Source organism: Streptomyces sp. NPDC059443 (assembly GCF_042750105.1).
In the GTDB taxonomy this organism is placed as follows: domain Bacteria; phylum Actinomycetota; class Actinomycetes; order Streptomycetales; family Streptomycetaceae; genus Streptomyces.
Map to the genome: position 1 here is coordinate 23,653 of NZ_JBHYVM010000043.1, position 19,298 is coordinate 42,950.

General features: G+C 72.2%; 15 protein-coding genes. 6 read left to right on the forward strand and 9 right to left on the reverse strand.

What is annotated here, in order from left to right:
• Nucleotides 1-46: 46 nt before the first annotated feature.
• Entirely contained in the window at nt 47-445 is a 399-nt protein-coding gene (locus ACFXDJ_RS31690; RefSeq protein WP_112449847.1) for a roadblock/LC7 domain-containing protein, read from the forward strand.
• A gap of 132 nt (nt 446-577) precedes the next feature.
• Complete coding sequence (locus ACFXDJ_RS31695) at nt 578-1,411, forward strand: DUF6397 family protein (protein ID WP_384663930.1); 834 nt, start codon at nt 578-580, stop codon at nt 1,409-1,411.
• Here the strand turns inward: ACFXDJ_RS31695 and ACFXDJ_RS31700 are convergent.
• The 3 genes from ACFXDJ_RS31700 to ACFXDJ_RS31710 all read right to left on the reverse strand — a co-directional run bounded on the left by ACFXDJ_RS31700 (nt 1,375) and on the right by ACFXDJ_RS31710 (nt 5,322).
• Nucleotides 1,375-1,776 (reverse strand): YchJ family protein, encoded by a 402-nt coding sequence (locus tag ACFXDJ_RS31700; RefSeq protein ID WP_384663932.1) that lies wholly within the window; start codon nt 1,774-1,776, stop codon nt 1,375-1,377. The two genes, ACFXDJ_RS31695 and ACFXDJ_RS31700, sit on opposite strands and share 37 nt — an antisense overlap.
• 32 nt (nt 1,777-1,808) lie before the next feature.
• A complete protein-coding gene (locus tag ACFXDJ_RS31705) occupies nt 1,809-2,711 on the reverse strand; it encodes an acyl-CoA thioesterase (protein ID WP_384851050.1) in 903 nt (300 codons plus the stop codon).
• An 88-nt stretch (nt 2,712-2,799) separates the two neighbouring features.
• Nucleotides 2,800-5,322: a DEAD/DEAH box helicase gene (locus ACFXDJ_RS31710; protein ID WP_384851052.1), complete on the reverse strand. Its 2,523-nt coding sequence runs from the start codon at nt 5,320-5,322 to the stop codon at nt 2,800-2,802.
• Between the two features lie 145 nt (nt 5,323-5,467).
• Between ACFXDJ_RS31710 and ACFXDJ_RS31715 the strand changes: the two genes are divergently transcribed.
• Nucleotides 5,468-6,259, forward strand: coding sequence for a metal-dependent hydrolase (locus ACFXDJ_RS31715; RefSeq protein ID WP_384654957.1), 792 nt, complete (start codon nt 5,468-5,470; stop codon nt 6,257-6,259).
• On the opposite strand, the gene ACFXDJ_RS31720 is transcribed toward ACFXDJ_RS31715, so the two are convergent.
• The gene (locus ACFXDJ_RS31720; RefSeq protein WP_384654960.1) at nt 6,256-7,068 is read right to left on the reverse strand and encodes a polysaccharide deacetylase family protein; all 813 of its coding nucleotides are present in this window, start codon (nt 7,066-7,068) and stop codon (nt 6,256-6,258) included. The two genes, ACFXDJ_RS31715 and ACFXDJ_RS31720, sit on opposite strands and share 4 nt — an antisense overlap.
• Before the next feature lie 99 nt (nt 7,069-7,167).
• Nucleotides 7,168-8,553, reverse strand: coding sequence for a glycosyltransferase (locus ACFXDJ_RS31725; protein WP_384654963.1), 1,386 nt, complete (start codon nt 8,551-8,553; stop codon nt 7,168-7,170).
• Between the two features lie 141 nt (nt 8,554-8,694).
• On the opposite strand from ACFXDJ_RS31725, the gene ACFXDJ_RS31730 reads away from it, so the two are divergent.
• Entirely contained in the window at nt 8,695-9,105 is a 411-nt protein-coding gene (locus ACFXDJ_RS31730; RefSeq protein ID WP_384654965.1) for a BlaI/MecI/CopY family transcriptional regulator, read from the forward strand.
• Nucleotides 9,106-9,153: 48 nt separating this feature from the next.
• Here ACFXDJ_RS31730 and ACFXDJ_RS31735 read toward each other — a convergent pair whose 3' ends face one another.
• The 4 genes from ACFXDJ_RS31735 to ACFXDJ_RS31750 form a co-directional block, all read right to left on the reverse strand.
• Complete coding sequence (locus ACFXDJ_RS31735; protein WP_384654968.1) at nt 9,154-10,935, reverse strand: ABC transporter ATP-binding protein; 1,782 nt, start codon at nt 10,933-10,935, stop codon at nt 9,154-9,156.
• Complete coding sequence (locus tag ACFXDJ_RS31740) at nt 10,932-12,752, reverse strand: ABC transporter ATP-binding protein (RefSeq protein WP_384654971.1); 1,821 nt, start codon at nt 12,750-12,752, stop codon at nt 10,932-10,934. The genes ACFXDJ_RS31735 and ACFXDJ_RS31740 overlap by 4 nt, the downstream gene beginning before the upstream one ends.
• Nucleotides 12,753-12,896: 144 nt before the next feature.
• The gene (locus ACFXDJ_RS31745) at nt 12,897-15,833 is read right to left on the reverse strand and encodes an FAD-binding and (Fe-S)-binding domain-containing protein (RefSeq protein WP_384851054.1); all 2,937 of its coding nucleotides are present in this window, start codon (nt 15,831-15,833) and stop codon (nt 12,897-12,899) included.
• 74 nt (nt 15,834-15,907) lie between these two features.
• Nucleotides 15,908-16,369, reverse strand: a complete 462-nt coding sequence (locus ACFXDJ_RS31750) for a MarR family winged helix-turn-helix transcriptional regulator (RefSeq protein WP_384654977.1) — start codon at nt 16,367-16,369, stop codon at nt 15,908-15,910.
• Between the two features lie 107 nt (nt 16,370-16,476).
• Between ACFXDJ_RS31750 and ACFXDJ_RS31755 the strand changes: the two genes are divergently transcribed.
• Both ACFXDJ_RS31755 and mltG read left to right on the forward strand, forming a co-directional pair.
• Nucleotides 16,477-18,384, forward strand: a complete 1,908-nt coding sequence (locus tag ACFXDJ_RS31755; RefSeq protein ID WP_384654980.1) for an ABC transporter ATP-binding protein — start codon at nt 16,477-16,479, stop codon at nt 18,382-18,384.
• Between the two features lie 63 nt (nt 18,385-18,447).
• Nucleotides 18,448-19,287 (forward strand): endolytic transglycosylase MltG, encoded by an 840-nt coding sequence (gene mltG / locus ACFXDJ_RS31760; protein ID WP_384654983.1) that lies wholly within the window; start codon nt 18,448-18,450, stop codon nt 19,285-19,287.
• Nucleotides 19,288-19,298 lie beyond the last annotated feature (11 nt).

The window sequence follows — 19,298 nt, forward strand, 5'->3', positions numbered from 1 at the left end:
GGGGGGGCGCGCCGGGCCCCCCCCCCTCGACGGGGAGGGACTGAATATGGCTCTGGACAAGCAACTTGACTGGTTGCTGGACGATTTGACCCGCCGGGTCCAGCAGGTCCGGCACGCGGTGGTGCTCTCCAACGACGGCCTGGTGACGGGGGCGAGCGCGGGCCTCGCGCGGGAGGACGCGGAGCATCTGGCCGCCGTCGCGGCGGGGTTGCAGAGCCTGGCGAAGGGCTCGGGGCGGCACTTCCGGGCGGGTGAGGTGCGCCAGACGATGGTCGAGTACGACGAGGGGGTCCTCTTCGTGATGGCGGCGGGAGCGGGCAGCTGCCTGTGCGTCCTGAGCGCCGCCGAGGCCGACATCGGGCACGTCGCGTACGAGATGACGCTGCTGGTGAACCGGGTGGGCGAGCACCTGGGCGTCGCGGAGCGGCGGATCACCGGGGGCTGACCTGCCTGACCTGCCTGACCTGCCTGACCTGCCTGGCCTGGTCTTTTCGGGATATCCACAGCCCCCGCGGGGTGTCGTCGCGCTGAGTTACGGTCTTCACACACGGTAATCGCTTGTGGTGGGGAGAGCGTGATGACGAAGACGAATACGCAGACGTCGGTGACGGCGCGGACGCCGGGGACCCTCGTGCGCGGGGAAGCGGTCGAGGGACTCGTGGGCGGCGGGCAGGCCGCGGAGGAGCTGGGGCTGAGCCGGAGCGAGTTCGCCCGCGCCGTCCAGCTGGGCATCGTGCGCGCCGGTCCGCCGGGACCCGGCGGGGCCGCCCGCTTCACCCGGACCGAGCTCGGCCGGGTCCGGTCGGTCGAGGGGCTGCCGGACACGCTGCGCGAGCGCGTCGAGACGGTGGCGGGAGCGGAGGCCACGGCCGCCGCCCTGGGAGTCGGCCCGAGCAGGTTCACCCGGCTCGCGCGCTGCGGGCACGTTACCCCGGTGGGATACCGGATCAACCGGTACCGGGCGGTGGTCTGGCTCTATCTGGCCGCGGAGCTACGGGACTTCGCGGCGGCCAAGCCCGGGATGCTGCGCGGCAGCGCCCCGCCGGCGGACCGGGAGCTGATGGCGGCCAAGGCCGACCTGCGGCCCCGGAAGTGGCGGGAGCGGCACGTCGGGCTGCTGCTGAGACGGACCGCCGACCCCTGGGAGAGGGCGGCCGTACTGGCTTCCGTACTCCCGGACTCGGATGTGCGCGAGACGGTACCCGACCCGGCCGAGCGGATCCTGCTCGCTGCGCTCGCCCCGCCCGCGCCCTATGGGCACCCGCAGCTCCCGGCGGCCGCCGCCGTGGCGGCCCGGCTGCTGGTGGCGGAGGCTTCGGACGAGATCCACTGGTACCGCACCAGCCTCGACTTCGCGCTGACCGGAGCCCGGGGTCAGTCGAAGTCGACGGGGGAGAGGGGGCCGACGTAGACCCAGGCTCCGGCCTCGCGGGAGAAGCTGCTGTGCTCGTGCAGTGAGCCGGTGTGCCGGCCCTCGCGGTAGTGCGCCCGGAACTCCACCGAGCCCTCCGTCTCGAACATTCCGCCGCGCTCGGTGGCCAGGATCTCCAGCCGCTCCCAGCGCTGCCCGGGATCCAGGTCGAGGCTGTCCGGCCGGGTCGAGGGATGCCAGGAGCGCAGCAGGTAGGCGGTGTCACCGACGGCGAAGGCGCTGAAGCGGGAGCGCATCAGCAGTTCGGCGGTGGGCGCCTGCCGCTCGCCGGAGTGGAAGCGGCCGCAGCACTCCGGGTAGGCGGCGGGCAGCCCGCAGGGGCAGGGGAGGGCCGGGGTGGGCATGGGTGCACTCAGTTCTTCGGGGAGGGGACGGATTACTGCGGCGACACAGGCGGCTGCTTGGAGGCCTTGGAGCCGTACGGGCGGAAGAGGCCTTCCTGGACCACCGAGACGAGCAGCCGGCTTTCGAGGTCGTAGATCCGGCCGCGGGCCAGGCCCCGGCCGCCGTGCGCGATGGGTGACTCCTGGTCGTACAGGAACCACTCGTCCGCCCGGAACGGCCGGTGGAACCACATGGCGTGGTCGAGCGAGGCCATGTCGAAACCGCGCATGCCCCACAGGGGTTCCACGGGGATGCGCACGGCGTCGAGGAGGGTCATGTCACTGGCGTAGGTGAGGGCGCAGGTGTGCACGAGCGGGTCGTCGCCCAGCGGGCCGACGGCGCGCATCCACACCGCGCTGCGCGGATCGGCGTCCTTGAGCTCCTCGGGGGTCCAGCGGAGCCGGTCCACGTACCGGATGTCGAAGGGCTGGCGGCGGGCCATCCGCTCCAGCGCCTCCGGCAGCGCGCCCAGGTGATCGCGGATCTCGTCCACGACCTTCGGGAGCGTGTCGGGATGGGGGAAATGGCGGGGAGGCAGCTGGTGCTCGATGCTGCCCTCCTCCGGGTGATGGAAGGAGGCGGTCAGATTGAAGATGGTCTTGCCCTGCTGGACCGCGGTGACCCGGCGGGTGGTGAAGGAGCGCCCGTCGCGCACCCGCTCCACCTGGTACACGATCGGCACCCCGGGGATGCCGGGGCGCAGGAAGTACGAGTGGAGGGAGTGGACCGGCCGGTCCACCTCGGTGGTGCGGCCGGCCGCCACCAGCGCCTGCCCGGCGACCTGGCCGCCGAACACGCGCTGGAGGGACTCCTGGGGGCTCGCGCCCCGGAAGATGTTGACCTCGATCTGCTCCAGGTCGAGCAGATCGACCAGCCTCTCGGCGGGGTTCGTCATCAGAGGATCTCCACTGTCGGGGCCGGCGCCCGTGGTGGCGCCGGTTCGGTTGCGGTTGCGGGTCCCCCCGGACGGAGCCCGGGGGAGGTCAGAGCTGGCCGAGCTCGCCGACCGAGGTGACGCGGATGACGGCCCGGCCCTCCTCGTCGGACGCCGCGAGGTCGACCTCGGCGCTGATGCCCCAGCCATGGTCCCCGTTGGGGTCGGCGAAGGTCTGGCGGACGCGCCACAGGCCGTGCGCCGGGTCCTCCTCGATCTGGAGCAGCTTGGGGCCGCGGGCGTCGGGGCCGGTGCCGAGGTCGTCGTACTCGTCCCAGTAGCCGTCCAGGGCCTCGCCCCAGGCGTCGGCGTCCCAGCCGGACTCGCCGTCCAGCTCGCCCAGCACGTTGACGTGGTCCAGGGCGGCCAGCTCTACCCGGCGGAACATGGCGTTGCGGACCAGGACGCGGAAGGCGCGGGAGTTCGCCGTGACCGGCTTGACCTGGTCGGCCTTCTCCTGGGCCTGCTCCGCCGTCTCCACCTCCGGGTTCGCCAGCTGCTCCCACTCGTCGAGCAGGCTGGAGTCGACCTGGCGGACCAGCTCGCCGAGCCAGGCGATCAGGTCCTGGAGGTCCTCGGACTTGAGGTCGTCGGGGATGGTGTGGTCCAGCGCCTTGTACGCGCTCGCCAGATAGCGCAGCACGATGCCCTCGGTGCGGGCCAGTTCGTAGTACGAGGTGAACTCGGTGAAGGTCATCGCGCGTTCGTACATGTCGCGGATGATCGACTTCGGGGAGACCGGGTGGTCGCGGACCCACGGGTGGCTCTTGCTATACACGCCGTAGGCGTGCAGGAGCAGCTCTTCGAGGGGCTTGGGATAGGTGATCTCCTGGAGCCGCTCCATGCGCTCCTCGTACTCGACCCCGTCGGCCTTCATCGCGCCCACGGCCATGCCGCGTTCCTTGTTCTGCTGGGCGGCGAGGATCTGGCGGGGATCGTCCAGCGTGGACTCGACGACCGAGACCATGTCCAGCGCGTAGGAGGGGGACTCCGGGTCCAGCAGGTCGAAGGAGGCAAGCGCGAAGGTGGACAGCGGCTGGTTGAGCGCGAAGTCCTGCTGGAGGTCGACGGTCAGCCGGATCGAGCGGCCCTCGGCGTCGGGGGTGTCGAGCTTCTCGACCACCCCGCCGTCGAGCAGCGAGCGGTAGATGGCGATGGCCCGGCGGATGTGCCGCAGCTGGGCCTTGCGCGGCTCGTGGTTGTCCTCCAGCAGGTGGCGCATCGCCTGGAAGGCGTCCCCGGGCCGGGCGATGACCGACAGGAGCATGATGTTGGTGACCTTGAAGCGCGAGGTCAGCGGCTCCGGGTCCGCGGCGATGAGCTTCTCGAAGGTCGTGTCCGACCAGGCGACGAAGCCCTCGGGGGCCTTCTTCCGGACCACCTTGCGGCGCTTCTTCGGGTCGTCGCCCGCCTTCGCCAGGGCCTTCTCGTTCTCGATGACGTGCTCGGGCGCCTGGGCCACCACGTAGCCCGCCGTGTCGAAGCCGGCCCGGCCGGCGCGGCCGGCGATCTGGTGGAACTCGCGGGCGCGCAGCGTGCGGACCCGGGTGCCGTCGTACTTCGTCAGCGCGGTGAACAGCACCGTGCGGATGGGGACGTTGACGCCGACGCCGAGGGTGTCGGTACCGCAGATGACCTTCAGCAGACCGGCCTGGGCCAGCTTCTCCACCAGGCGGCGGTACTTGGGCAGCATGCCCGCGTGGTGCACCCCGATGCCGTGGCGGACGTAACGGGAGAGGTTCTGGCCGAACTTGGTGGTGAAGCGGAAGTTGCCGATCAGATCGGCGATCTTGTCCTTCTCCTCGCGGGTGCACATGTTGATGCTCATCAGCGACTGCGCCCGCTCGACCGCCTGGGCCTGGGTGAAGTGCACGATGTAGACCGGCGCCTGCCGGGTCTCCAGCAGCTCGGTGATGGTGTCGGTGATCGGCGTCGTGACGTACTCGTACGACAGCGGGACGGGCCGGGTCGCGGAGCGGACCATCGAGGTGGGCCGGCCCGTGCGCCGGGTCAGGTCCTCCTCGAAGCGCTTCATGTCGCCGAGCGTCGCGGACATCAGGACGAACTGCGCCTGCGGCAGCTCCAGGATCGGGATCTGCCAGGCCCAGCCGCGGTCCTGCTCCGCGTAGAAGTGGAACTCGTCCATCACGACCTGGCCGATGTCGGCGTACTTGCCGTCCCGCAGGGCGATCGAGGCCAGCACCTCGGCGGTACAGCAGATCACCGGGGCGTCCGAGTTCACCGAGGCGTCGCCGGTCAGCATGCCGACGTTCTCGGTGCCGAAGAGCTTGCACAGGTCGAAGAACTTCTCCGAGACCAGGGCCTTGATCGGAGCGGTGTAGAAGGTGACCTTGTCCTGGGCCAGCGCCGTGAAATGGGCGCCCGCCGCGACCAGGCTCTTGCCGGAGCCGGTCGGTGTGGAAAGGATCACGTTCGCGCCGGTGACCACCTCCATCAGCGCCTCCTCCTGAGCCGGGTACAGGGTGATGCCCTGGTCCTCCGCCCACGAGGAGAAAGCCTCGAAGAGGGCATCGGGGTCGGCGTTCGGCGGGAGCTGATCAATGAGGGTCACACCCCCCATCTTGCCTGGCTTCCCCCCGGATGAGGGAACCGGCGGACGGAAGGAAGATCATCGACGGTACGCTGTGCCGTCGACAAGGCCCGAGCGACACCGTCAACAGGGCCCGACCAGCACACAAACGGGGCGGGGAACGACCATGATGGGTCCGGCGCACTCACTGTCGGGGGCAGCGGCCTGGCTGGGGGTGGGCGCGGCGGCAGCCGCCGCCGGGCACCCGATGCCCTGGCCCGTCCTCGTCGTCGGAGCCCTCATCTGCGCCGGAGCCGCCCTGGCCCCCGACCTCGACCACAAGTCGGCGACGATCTCCCGCGCCTTCGGCCCGCTCTCCCGGGGCCTGTGCGAGGTGGTCGACAAGATCTCCTACGCGGTCTACAAAGCCACCCGGGCCCCGCGCGACGCCCGCCGCACCGGCGGCCACCGCACCCTGACCCACACCTGGGTCTGGGCCGTCCTGATAGGCGCCGGCTCCTCCGCGCTCGCCGTCACCGCCGACCGCTGGGGCGTGCTCTTCCTCCTCTTCGTCCACCTGGTCCTCGCCGTCGAAGGCCTTCTGTGGCGGGCCGCCCGGATGTCCAGCGACGTCCTGGTCTGGCTGCTCGGCGCCACCGGCGCCTGGATACTGGCCGGGGTGCTCGACCAGCCCGGCAACGGCTCCGGCTGGCTCTTCACCGGCCCCGGCCAGGAGTACCTGTGGCTCGGCCTGCCGATCGTGCTCGGCGCCCTGGTCCACGACATCGGCGACGCCCTGACCGTCTCCGGTTGCCCGGTCCTGTGGCCCATCCCCATCGCGGGCAAGCGCTGGTACCCGCTCGGCCCGCCGAAGATGATGCGCTTCCGCGCCGGCAGCTGGGTGGAGCTCAAGGTCCTCATGCCGGTGTTCATGCTCCTCGGCGGAGTCGGCGGAGCCTCTGCCCTCGGCTTCTTCTAGCCGTCCAGCCCTTCCCGCGAAGGGCCGGTCCGGAGTCTGCGGGGGTCGGGGGAGACCGGCTGCGCAGGCGGCCCGAACCGGTGGGCTCGCAGTGGTCCCACCTCCAGTCCGCGCTGCGCGCAGGTGTCGAGGATCATCGGCAGCGCGCCCAGGGTGGCCCGCCAGGAGCCCGGCGCCGAGGTGACGTCGCTGTCGTGGAGCAGGATGGTCCCCCCGCCGCGCAGCTGGTCCGTGACGGTCCGGTGCACCGACTCGGGGGTGGCCCGGCGGCTCCAGTCCCTGCCCCACGCGCTCCACAGCACCGTCGAGAGTCCGAGCCGCCGGGCGGCCAGGTGTGCCGAGCCGCTCATGGCCCCGTAGGGCGGCCGGAACAGCTCGGGGGCCCGGCCGGTGATGTCCCCGATGCAGTCACGGGCCCTGCGCAGGTCGTCGAGGGTGGCGCGCGGGCCCCGCAAGGGCAGGGGGCGGTGGAGCCAGCCGTGCATCGCTATCTCGTGCCCGGCGTCCGCCATCTCCCGCAGCAGCCCGGGGGCCCGGCGGCTCATGGAGCCGAGCACGAAGAACGTGGCGCGGATGCCCCGTTCGTCGAGGGCGCGCAGGAAGAACGGCGTGGACAGTGGATCGGGGCCGTCGTCGAAGGTCAGGGCCACGTGATCGGGCCGGCCGAGTCCCGAGAGTCCGGGCACGAGGCGGTTTCGCACCGGGTTCAGGGCGACGAGGGCGGGTGCGCACTGGGCGACGGCCAGGGCCGGGGCCGTGAGGCAGGCCAGGCGGGCGGCGGTGCGGAGCGCGGATGCGGATGTGGTCATGCGGGTTCCTTGGGGTTGCGGAAACGGCTGGTGCGGCCCGTGCGGCTGTGGTTCGCAGGGCAGGCCGCCAGGCCGCCAGGCCGCCAGGCCGGCAGGCGGTCAGCGGTGAACGACGTGCAGCAGCGTCCAGCTGCTGTGGGCGACGGCTGCCTCCGTGCTCTCGGGCGCGGTGAGCGCGACCCCGGCGACGACGGCCACGGTCAGCGCGGCCGCGGCGGCCCTGCGCCGCGGGGATCCACCGCGCGCCCGCCGGATGCCGGTCGGCCGGTGATCCCCGGACCCGGACCCTGCCCCGTCGCGCGTAGCGCGGGGCGCCGGGGTGAGGACGGAGCGTACGGCCGCGTCCGGGCCGGAGTCCGGCGGGGTGTCGAACAGGGCGAGCCCGGCGGCTCGTCGGGCCGTTCCCTCCGCCCCGAGCAGCACCCGGGACAGGGCCGCGGAGAGATCTTCCGCCCGCCGGACCCAGGGGGCCAACCCGGCCTCCTCCAGCGCGGCGGCGTTGGTCCGCCCGTGCCCCGGTATGCAGTTGTAGGAGATCACGGGCAGACCGCTGGCGAAGGCTTCCAGGGAGGTGAGCCCGCCCGCGTTCTGCACCAGCACATCGGCGGCGCGCATCAGGGAGGGCATGTCCGCCACCCAGGTGAGCACGTGCTCCACACCGGCCAGGCGCAGTCTCCGGGCGAGCCGTTCGTTACGGCCGCAGACGACCACGGGCGTGGCCACGCCGCCGGCGCGTATCTCCGAAGCCGTGCGCGCGACGTCGCCGACGCCCCAGGAGCCGGCGACCAGCAACGCGAGGGGTTCGGTGGCGGGCAGGCCGAACCGCGCCCGCGCGGTGGCCCGGTCGCCGCCGGACGCGGGGGCGAACTCCGGCGCGACGACGGGGAAGGTGGTCCGGACCCGGGCCGCTCCCGCCCTCCTCGCCTGCTCGGCGGGCACGGGGTGTGCGGCGAGATGGACGTCGATCCCGTCGGCCACCCAGGTCGGATGGACCGAGAAATCGGTGAGGTAGGTGAACGTCGGCACGCTCAGGCGCCCGTCCCGCCGCAGGGCGCCGAGCACCTGACTGGCGAGCGGGTACGTGGAGACGACCGCGCGGGTGCCGGGCGGCAGGGCGGCCAGTGTGCGGGCCTCGGCGGCGCGCAGGGCGGTGGCGGCCGGCCGTCCGCCACCGGGGCGGTCGGTGGCGGCGTAGATGCGCTCGAACATCCAGGGGGCGTGTTCGAGCATCCGGTGGTACGAGGCGTTGAGCAGCCGTCCGACGGGCGGAGGCAGCAGGTCCAGGAAGTCGTGGCGGGTGACGCCGACACCCGCGAGGGTGAGCCGGCGCGTCAGCTCGGCGGCGGCTCCGTCATGACCCGCCCCGACGGAGGCGGAGATGATCACGACGGTGCCGGCCCCGGTGTCCGACGCGTTGCCGTCGGATCGGTCGTGGAGCGCCACGTGGACCTGCTTCCCCTGGATGCCGGTGGTGCGGCGAAACACTACAACGTGTAGTAGTTCATGGGGTGACCTGCTGGGAAAGCGCCGGAAAACGTGCTCAGACTTTGCGAGAACAGGTAGATTGCCGGGTTGTGGTGCGAAAGTCCGATGACGTATCGGGCACCCGACGGCGAGGTGGGTGGCGTGAGCGGGGCCGGAACGGGAACCGGGGCGGCTGACCGACGGGCGCGGGGCAAGCCCCGCCGGGCGGCGGGCGAGTTGGAGAGCAGCGTGCTGGGCGTCCTGTGGTCCGCGCCCGGCCCTCTGACGGTGGCCCAGGTCAACGACCGGCTGCCCGGGGACCTGGCGCACACCACGGTGTTGACGATCCTCACCCGTCTCTACGAGAAGGGCCTGCTCACCCGGGGGCGCGCGGGGCGCGGATTCGCGTACCGCCCCGTCGGCGACGAGGCCACGCACACGGCCGAACAGATGCGCTCGCTCCTGGACGGCGGAACGGACCGCGAGGCGGTCCTGGCCCGCTTCGTGTCCGAACTCCCTCCCCGTGACGAGGAACTTCTGCTCAAACTGCTCGCGGGAGCCGAACGCCCCTGACGGTCGAGGCCGTCAGGGGCGTTCAGTGGCCGGCTGCCCGCAGCCGGCTCAGCCGTGCCAGGAGCGCCACAGGGCCGCGTACGCCCCGTCGGCCTCGACCAGGGCGTCGTGCGAGCCGAGCTCGCTGATCCGGCCGCCCTCGACCACCGCGATCACGTCCGCGTCGTGCGCGGTGTGCAGCCGGTGGGCGATCGCGATCACCGTGCGGCCGTCCAGCACCCGGGCCAGCGAGCGTTCCAAGTGCCGGGCCGCGCGCGGGTCCAGCAGCGAGGTCGCCTCGTCCAGCACCAGCGTGTGCGGGTCGGCCAGCACCAGCCGGGCCAGCGCGATCTGCTGCGCCTGTGCCGGGGTCAGCGCCGTGCCGCCCGAACCGACCTCGGTGTCCAGACCGGCGTCCAGCGCCCGCGCCCACCCGTCCGCGTCCACCGAGCCGAGGGCCTCCCACAGCTCGGTGTCGGCGGCCCCGGTGCGCGCCAGGCGCAGGTTGTCGCGCAGCGAGCCCACGAACACGTGGTGCTCCTGGTTGACCAGGGCCACGTGCTCGCGCACCCGCTCCGCCTGCATCCGCGACAGCCGCGCCCCGCCGAGGGTGATCTCGCCGGTCCGGGGCGCGTAGATGCCCGCGAGCAGCCGGCCCAGCGTGGACTTGCCCGCGCCCGAGGGCCCGACCAGGGCCATCCGGGTGCCCGGCGGCACCGACATCGACACCTGGTGCAGGACGTCGACGCCCTCGCGGTAGCCGAAGTGGACCTCGTCCGCCCGGACGTCCCGGCCGTCCGGGGAGACGGCCGCGTCGCCCGCGTCCGGCTCGATCTCCCGTACGCCCACCAGCCGGGCCAGCGAGACCTGAGCGATCTGCAACTCGTCGTACCAGCGCAGGATCAGGCCGATCGGGTCCACCATCATCTGCGCGAGCAGCGCGCCCGTGGTCAGCTGCCCCACCGACATCCAGCCCTGGATCACGCAGTACCCGCCGATCATCAGCACCGCGCCGAGGATCGTCACGTACGTGACGTTGATGACGGGGAAGAGGACCGTCCGTAGGAACAGCGTGTACCGCTCCCAGGCCGTCCACTCCTTGATCCGCCGCTCCGACAGCTCGATCCGGCGCGCGCCGAGGCGGTGCGCCTCGATGGTGCGGCCCGCGTCCACCGTCTCGGTGAGCACGGCCGCGACCGCCGCGTACCCGGCCGCCTCCGAACGGTAGGCCCGGGGCGCCCGCTTGAAGTACCAGCGGCAGCCGATCACCAGCACGGGCAGCGACACCAGCGCGGCCAGCGCCAGCGGCGGTGCGGTCACGGCGAGCGCCCCGTAGAGCAGCCCCGCCCACACCACGCCGATGGCGAGCTGGGGCACGGCCTCGCGCATCGCGTTGGCCAGCCGGTCGATGTCGGTGGTGATCCGCGACAGCAGGTCACCGGTTCCGGCGCGCTCCAGCACGCCCGGCGGCAGACCCACCGAGCGGACGAGGAAGTCCTCGCGCAGATCGGCCAGCATCTCCTCGCCGAGCATCGCCCCGCGCAGCCGGACCATCCGGACGAACAGGGTCTGGACGACCAGGGCCAGCGTGAACAGCAGCCCGACGCGCCCCAGGTGCAGTTCGCGCGCCCCTTCCGTGAGCTGGTCCACGACCTGGCCCAGGAGGTACGGGCCCACCATGGAGGCGATCACCGCGACCGTGTTGACCGCCACCAGGACCACGAAGGCCCGCCTGTGGCGGCGGAACAGGCCGCGCACGTAGCCCCGTACGGTCGCCGACGTGCCCACGGGCAGGGTCGCGGCCGTTTCGGGGGCCGCCGGATCGTATTGCGGCGGCGCCACGCCGATCATGCGGATTCCTCGATCTCTGTGAGTACGGCGTCCGGCCGTCCGGCCTTCCGCTGCGAGAGCCGCTGTTCGTCCTCGGTCTCGCGGGTGACGACCGCGCGGTAGCGCGGTTCGCCGTGCAGCAGTTCGCGGTGCGTGCCGCTCGCCGCCACCGCGCCCTCGTGGATCAGGACGACCCGGTCGGCGTGGTCCAGCAGCAGCGGCGAGGAGGCCAGTACCACCGTCGTGCGCCCCGCGCGCAGCTCAGCGATCCCGTCCGCGATCCGAGCCTCGGTGTGCGAGTCGACCGCCGAGGTCGGCTCGTCCAGCACCAGCACCTCCGGATCGGTGACCAGCGACCGCGCCAGCGCGAGCCGCTGGCGCTGCCCGCCGGACAGGGACCGGCCGCGCTCGGTGATCCGGGCGTCCATCGGGTCGTCCACCCCGTCCGGGGCGGACTGCAGCAGCGCGTCCAGCACGTCCGCGCACTGGGCCGCCGCCAGCGCCGCGCGCGGCTCGACCGTCCCGGAAGCCGGTACGTCGAACAGTTCGCGCAGCGTTCCGGACAGCAGCACCGGATCCTTGTCCTGTACGAGGACCAGCGTGCGCGCGGTGTCCAGCGCGAGCTCGTCCAGCGCGACCCCGCCCAGCAGGACGGAGGGACCGCAGCCGTCCTCCATCGGGTGGCCCCCGAGGCGTTCGGCCAGCCGGCCCGCTAGGTCGGGGTCCCCGCAGACCACGGCGGTGAACCGGCCCGCCGGGGCCAGCAGCCCGGTCTCCGGGTCGTACAGGTCACCACCGGGGGCGGGAGGGCGCGGGGCCGTCCCGGCCTCGGCCTCGGCTTCCGTCCGGGTCAGCGACAGCACCCGGGCGGCCCGCTTGGCGGAGGGGCGCGAGAAGGAGTACGCCATCGCGATCTCCTCGAAGTGCCGTAGCGGATACAGCATGGTCGCCACCGCGCTGAAGGCCGCGACGAGTTCGCCGACCGCGAGCCGGCCGTCCAGCACGAGCGCGGACCCGTACCAGACGACCGTGATCAGCAGGATCCCCGGCAGCAGCACCTGGACCGCGGAGATCAGGGCCCACATCCGGGCACTGCGCACGGCCGCCCTGCGGACCTCCTGCGAGGCCTCGCGGTAGCGGCTGAGGAACAGTTCCTCGCCGCCGATGCCGCGCAGCACGCGCAGGCCCGCCACGGTGTCGGAGGCCAGCTCGGTGGCCTTGCCCGCCTTCTCCCGCTGCACGTCGGCGCGCTGGGTGGCGCGCGGCAGCAGCGGCAGGACGGCCAGGGCGAGCACCGGCATGCCGATGGCGACCACCACACCGATGGCGGGGGCGTAGAAGAGCAGCGCCACGCAGCCGATGAGGAGGGTGAGAGCGGCGGCGAGGAAGCGGGAGACCGCCTCGACGAACCAGCCGATCTTCTCCACGTCGCCCGTGGACACCGCCACCACCTCGCCCGCCGCGACCCGCCGGGTCAGGGCGGCGCCCAGCTCGGCGGTCTTGCGCGCCAGCAGCTGCTGGACCCGCGCGGCGGCGGTGATCCAGTTGGTGACGGCGGTCCGGTGCAGCATGGAGTCGCCGAGCGCGATCGCGACGCCGAGCAGGGCGATCAGGCCGCCGACCCACAGCAGCCGGGCGCCGTCACGGTCGACGACGGCGTCGACACCCAGGCCCACCGCGTACGGCAGCCCGGCGATGCCGCAGAAGTGGAGCATTCCCCAGCTCAGGCTTTTGGCCTGTCCGCCGAGTTGGCCGCGCCCCAGCCACCAGAGGAACCGGGGGCCGGAGCGAGCATCGGGTACCCCTGGGTCCGGATACGGAAGATCGCTGATCTGCATGACGCCCCATGACTGGTCGAGAGTTCCAAACCGTGCAAGGTTCGCGTTCCGGACCGGGTCGGGGCAATCGATTTTCCGTTGGCCAAAGCTTCCGGCGGTGAGGGTTTCGGCCTCAAGGCCTCAGAGGCTCAAAGGCTCAAGCGCTCAAGGGCGAGTGGCGCGCTCCAATTCCAGCAGGGCCGAGTAGTAGCTCCGGCCGGTGGCCCGGTCCATGCCCACCTCGCACATCCGGTTCGCCGACAGGTGCGCGTCGAACTCCCGCGCCGTCACCTCGGCCGCCTCGCGCGCCGTCGCCGACTCCGTCAGCTCGGGGTGCAGCATCCCGCGGTCGCCCGCGAAGGCGCAGCACCCCGCGTCGTACGGGACGACCACCTCGTCCGCGCAGGCCTCGGCCACCGCCCGCAGCTGCGCCTCGTCGTCCAAGTGCCGCATCGAACAGGTGGGGTGGAGCACCGCGGACCCGATCGTGCGCCGGATCTCCAGGTGCGGGAGCAGCTCCTCGGCCGCCCAGACGATGGAGTCGACGATCCGCAGCTCCGCGTGGAGCGCCCGGTTGTCGTCCGTGAGGTACAGGACCACCTCGTGCGAGATGCCCAGGGTGCAGGAGGACGCGTCGACCACGAGCGGCAGCCGGCCACCGGCCGTCCAGCCCCAGGCGGCCTCCACGATCCGGTTGGCCATCACCCGGTTGCCGGCCTCGTACCCCTTGGAGTGCCAGATCGTCGCGCAGCAGGTGCCCGTCACGTCCCGGGGGATCCACACCGGCCTTCCGGCACGCTCCGAGACCGCCACGACGGCCTCCGGGAGGGAGGGGCCGGGGCGGCCTTCGGGGCCGCCGAAGATCCGGTTGACGCAGGCCGGGTAGTACACGGCGGCGGCGCCGACCCGCCGGGTAGCGGGCAGTTTCCGGGCGGCGGCGCCGGGGATCTGCGGCAGCCACTCCGGGACCAGGTCGGGCCGTACGGCTCTGCGCGCGAGCCCCGTCACGGCCTCCAGCACCCGGTCCCCGACGGTGTCGGTGATCTTGTCGGCGGCGGCCACGGCCAGCCGGGCGGCGGCCTCGACCGTCCGGAACCTCTGGGCGGCCAGCGCGGCGGTGCGCTCCTCGCGCGGGCTGTGGCGGCGGTGGCGGAAGTCCTTCATCAGGGCGCCGGTGTCGATGCCCACGGGGCAGGCGAGTTTGCAGGTGGAGTCGCCGGCGCAGGTGTCCACGGCGTCGTAGCCGTAGGCGTCGAGCAGTCCGCCGAGGACGGGGGAGCCGGGCTGCTGGCGCATCATCTCCCGGCGCAGCACGATCCGCTGGCGCGGAGTGGTCGTCAGGTCCTCGCTGGGGCAGGTCGGTTCGCAGAACCCGCACTCGATGCAGGGGTCCGCCACGGCCTCCACCTGCGGGATCGTCTTCAGCCCGCGCAGGTGTGCCTTCGGGTCGCGGTCGAGGAGGATCCGCGGGGCGAGCACCAGGTCGGGGTCGATCACCCGCTTGGTGCGCCACATCAGTTCCGTGGCCCGGGGTCCCCATTCCAGCTCCAGGAAGGGGGCCATGTTGCGGCCGGTGGAGTGCTCGGCCTTCAGTGAGCCGTCGAAGCGTTCCACGGTGAGCCGGCAGAAGGCGTCCATGAAGGCGGCGTACCGCTCGACGTCGGCCGGTTTGGCGGCGTCGAAGGCGAGGAGGAAGTGGAGGTTGCCGTGGGCGGCGTGACCGGCGACGGCGGCGTCGAAGCCGTGCTCCGCCTGGAGTTCGAGCAGCGCCTCGCAGGCCTCGGCCAGCCGGGACGGGGGGACCGCGAAGTCCTCGGTGATCAGGGTGGTGCCGGAGGCACGGGCCCCGCCGACGGCGGTGACGAAGGCCTTGCGGGCCTTCCAGTAGCCGGAGATGGTCTTCGCGTCGCGGGTGAAGGCATTGGTCGCCGAGGCCACCGGCGCGACCAGGTCCAGCCGGGCCAGCACCCCGGCGGCGCGCCGCTCGTACTCCGCGCGGCCGGCTTCGTCCGGGGCGCGGAACTCCACGAGCAGGGCGGTGGTGTCCTTGGGCAGCCGGGCCCAGTCCGCGGGCACGCCCTCCACGGCCACCGAGGCGCGCAGGGTGTTGCCGTCCATGAGCTCGACGGCCAGGGCGCCGGCCTCGTTGAAGAGCGGCACGGCCGCGGCCGCGGCGGGCAGCGAGGGGAAGAACAGCAGGGCGCTGGTGAGCTCGCGGTCCAGCGGCAGGGTGTCGAAGACGACCTCGGAGATGAAGCCCAGGGTGCCTTCGGAGCCGACCATCAGCCCGCGCAGGATCTCCACCGGCGTGGAGCCGTCGAGATAGGCGTCGAGCCGGTAGCCGGTGGTGTTCTTGATCTCGTACTTGGCCCGGATGCGGGCGACGAGCTCCGGATCGGCCTCGATCTCCTTCTTGATCTCCATCAGCCCGTGGCACAGGGCCGGCTCGGCGTGGGCGAGCTCCTCGTCGGCGAGCGGACCGGCGGTGTCGACCACGGTGCCGCTCGGCAGGACGAAGGTGAGGGAGGACAGGGTGCGGTACGAGTTCCTCGTGGTCCCCGCCGTCATGCCGGAGGCGTTGTTCGCGACGACCCCGCCGAGGGTGCACGCGATGGCGCTGGCCGGGTCGGGGCCGAGGATCCGGCCGTGGCGGGCGAGGGCGGCATTGGCCCGCAGCACGGTGGTGCCCGGCTGGATCCGGGCGCGGCGGCCTTCTTCGAGCACCTCGACCCCGGCCCAGTGGCGGCGCACGTCGACCAGGATGTCCTCGCCCTGGGCCTGGCCGTTGAGCGAGGTGCCGGCGGCGCGGAAGACGACCTCGCGCTGCTTGCCGTGGGCGTAGGACAGGACGGTGGAGACGTCGTCGATGTCCTCGGCGACCACCACGACCTGGGGCACGAACCGGTACGGGGAGGCGTCCGAGGCGTAGCGGACCAGGTCGGAGATCTTCCAGAGGACCTTGTCGGCGCCCAGCAGCTCGGTCAGCTCGCGGCGCAGGGTCTCGGGGGTCCCCGTCGCCCGCCGGTCGGGCACCCGGTCGGGGGCGGGGGCGGTGACGCTCCGCGGCCGCAGGGCCCCCGGCTTCGGTTCCAGCAGCGGCATGCGCAACCCCTCAACTCGCTCGGCTCACTCGTTCGGAGCAGTCGCGGCTTTCTCCCGGCCGGCCCGCCACCTGGTCAGCAGTGCAGCTCCGGCGGGGCGTCCGCCAGCGCGTTCAGCAGACCGCCGAGCACTTCGCGCTGACCGGCGGTCAATGGAGCCAGGATCTCCTCTGCGGCGTCGGTTCGCGCGTTGCGCAGCCGGCGCAGCGTGGCGCGGCCGGTGTCGGTGAGCTCGATCCGTATGACGCGGCGGTTCGCCGGGTCGGGCGCGCGGCGCACGCAGTCGGCGGCCTCCAGGCCGTCCACCAGCGTGGTCACGGCGCGGGGCACGACCTCCAGGCGGGCGGCGAGGTCCGCCATCCGGGGCGGCTGCGCGGTGGAGAGATGGGCGACCGTGCGCAGCAGCCGGGACTGCGCCGGGGTGATGCCGAGCGGCTCCAGATGGCGTTTCTGGATGCGGTGGAGCCGCCGGGTCAGGCGCAGGAGCTGCTCCGCCAGGATGCCGTCGGTGCTGTCGGTCTCGGAAGCGGTGCTCATGGTGCGGTCCTCATAATGGGAACAGTATCAGGACCAGATTCATTGTGAGTATAGGTAACAATGAGCTATGCTCATTCGAGTCTGGTCAGCTGTCATGAAGGAGGCCCATGCGCCCCAAGGAACCCGAGTGGACGCCCTCGAAAGAATCCCTCGACCCCAGCGGTCCCACCCCGGCCGAGCGGCCGCGCGAGCTGCGCCGCATCGCCGGCCTGTTCCGGCCCTACCGCGGCCGCCTCGGCATCGTCGCCGTACTCGTCGGCGCCTCCTCGTTGGTCGGCGTGGCCTCGCCGTTCCTGCTCAAGGCGATCCTCGACGTCGCGATCCCGCAGGGCCGCATCGGGCTGCTCAGCCTGCTCGCCCTCGGCATGATCGCCACCGCCGTCGTGACCAGCATCTTCGGCGTCCTGCAGACCCTCATATCCACGACCGTCGGCCAGCGCGTCATGCACGATCTGCGCACCGCCGTCTACGCGCAGCTCCAGCGGATGCCACTGGCCTTCTTCACCCGCACCCGCACCGGCGAGGTGCAGTCCCGCATCGCCAATGACATCGGTGGCATGCAGGCCACGGTCACCTCCACGGCGACCTCCCTCGTCTCGAACGCCACGGCCGTCATAGCCTCCGTCGTCGCGATGCTCGCGCTCGACTGGCGGCTCACGCTCGTCTCGCTGTTCCTGCTGCCCGTCTTCGTGTGGATCAGCCGCCGCGTCGGCAGCGAGCGCAAGAAGATCACCGCGCAGCGCCAGAAGCAGATGGCCACGATGGCCGCGACGGTCACCGAGTCCCTGTCGGTGAGCGGCATCCTGCTCGGCCGCACGATGGGCCGCGCCGACTCGCTCACCACCTCCTTCGCCGAGGAGTCCGAGAAGCTCGTCGACCTCGAAGTGCGCTCCAGCATGGCCGGGCGCTGGCGGATGTCCACCATCGGCATCGTCATGGCCGCCATGCCCGCGCTCATCTACTGGGCGGCCGGCATAGCCCTGCAGACCGGTGCGCCCTCGCTCTCGGTCGGCACCCTCGTCGCCTTCGTCACCCTCCAGCAGGGCCTGTTCCGGCCCGCCGTGAGCCTGCTGTCGACCGGTGTCCAGATACAGACCTCCCTCGCGCTGTTCGCCCGCATCTTCGAGTACCTCGACCTGCCGGTGGACATCACCGAGCGCGAGGACCCCGTCCGCCTCGACCGTGCCAAGGGCGAGGTCCGGCTGGAGGACGTCCACTTCGCGTACGACGCCAAGAGCGGCCCGACGCTGACGGGCATCGATATCACCGTCCCGGCCGGAGGCTCCCTCGCCGTGGTCGGCCCCACCGGATCCGGCAAGAGCACGCTGAGCTATCTCGTGCCCCGGCTCTACGACGTCACCGGCGGCCGTGTCGCCCTCGACGGGGTGGATGTGCGCGATCTTGACTTCGACTCGCTGGCCCGCTCCATCGGCGTGGTCTCCCAGGAGACCTACCTCTTCCACGCCTCCGTCGCCGACAACCTGCGCTTCGCCAAGCCGGACGCCACCGACGAGGAGATAGCCGAGGCTGCCCGCGCGGCCCAGATCCACGAGCACATCGAGTCCCTGCCCGACGGGTACGACACCTTGGTCGGAGAACGCGGGTACCGGTTCTCCGGCGGTGAGAAGCAGCGCCTCGCGATCGCCCGCACCATCCTGCGCGACCCGCCGGTGCTGATCCTCGACGAGGCCACGAGCGCCCTGGACACCCGCACCGAGCACGCCGTGCAGCGCGCCATCGACAATCTCTCGCAGGGCCGCACCACCATCACCATCGCCCACCGCCTCTCCACCGTCCGCGACGCCGACCAGATCGTGGTGCTCGACGCGGGGCGGATCGCGGAGCGGGGGACCCATGAGGAACTGCTGGCGGCCGACGGCCGGTACGCGGCGCTGGTCCGGCGGGACCGGGAGACCGCGCTCACGCCGGAGGCCCTCACCTCGGACGGGCTCAAGCCGGGTGCGCTCAAGCCGGACACCCTGCGCGGGACCGAACCGGCCCCGGTAAATGTGTGATCGTATGACTGGAACACGGGCAAGATGTCATAAATATGACGCTTCGCGGGTTAGCGTTTCCGCATGCGTCAAGAGAACCGGCCGCCACCACCGCGCCGTTCCCGGCTGACCCGCCGGGGTCGGCTGGCGCTCTTCCTCGGCTCGCTCGTGGGACTCGGGACAGCCGCACTGATCCCGTTGCTGCCCGGCGAGGAAGCGCCCCAGAAGCCGCGCCAGTTGCTGATCCCCGAGGGCTGGCGGGCCCCGCAGGTCTACGCCGCCATCGACCGCGAGCTCAAGCTCCCGGCAGGCTCCGCCCAGGCGGCCGCCGCGAAGACCGCGCTGCCCCTGCCCCCGGAGGCCAAGGGCAATCCGGAGGGGTACCTCTTCCCGGCCACCTATCCGGTGACGTCCGAATCCACCCCGGCCACGCTGCTCACGTACATGGTCGAGACGGCGAACAAGAAGCTCGCCACCAAGGCCGTCGCGGACGGCGGCAAGGCCCACGGGATGACCCCGTACCAGACGGCCACCCTTGCCAGCATCATCGAGGCGGAGGCCGCCACCCGCGGGGACATGGGCAAGGTCGCCCGGGTGGTGCACAACCGGCTGGCGAAGTCGATGCCGCTCCAGATGGACTCCACCATCAACTACGCCCTGAACCGTGCCACGGTGGACACCAAGACGAGCGAGACGAAGATCGACAGCCCCTTCAACACGTACGAGCGCCAGGGCCTGCCACCCACACCGATCGACAGCCCCGGCCTGGACGCCATGGCGGCCGCGGTCGCGCCGCCCCCGGGGGAGTGGCTGTACTTCGTCACCGTGAAGGCGGGCGACACCCGCTTCTCGAAGACGTACGAGGAGCACAAGCGTCACGTGGCCGAGTTCAACCGGCTCCGGTCGGCCTCGAAGAAGACCTGACGGCGCGAGGG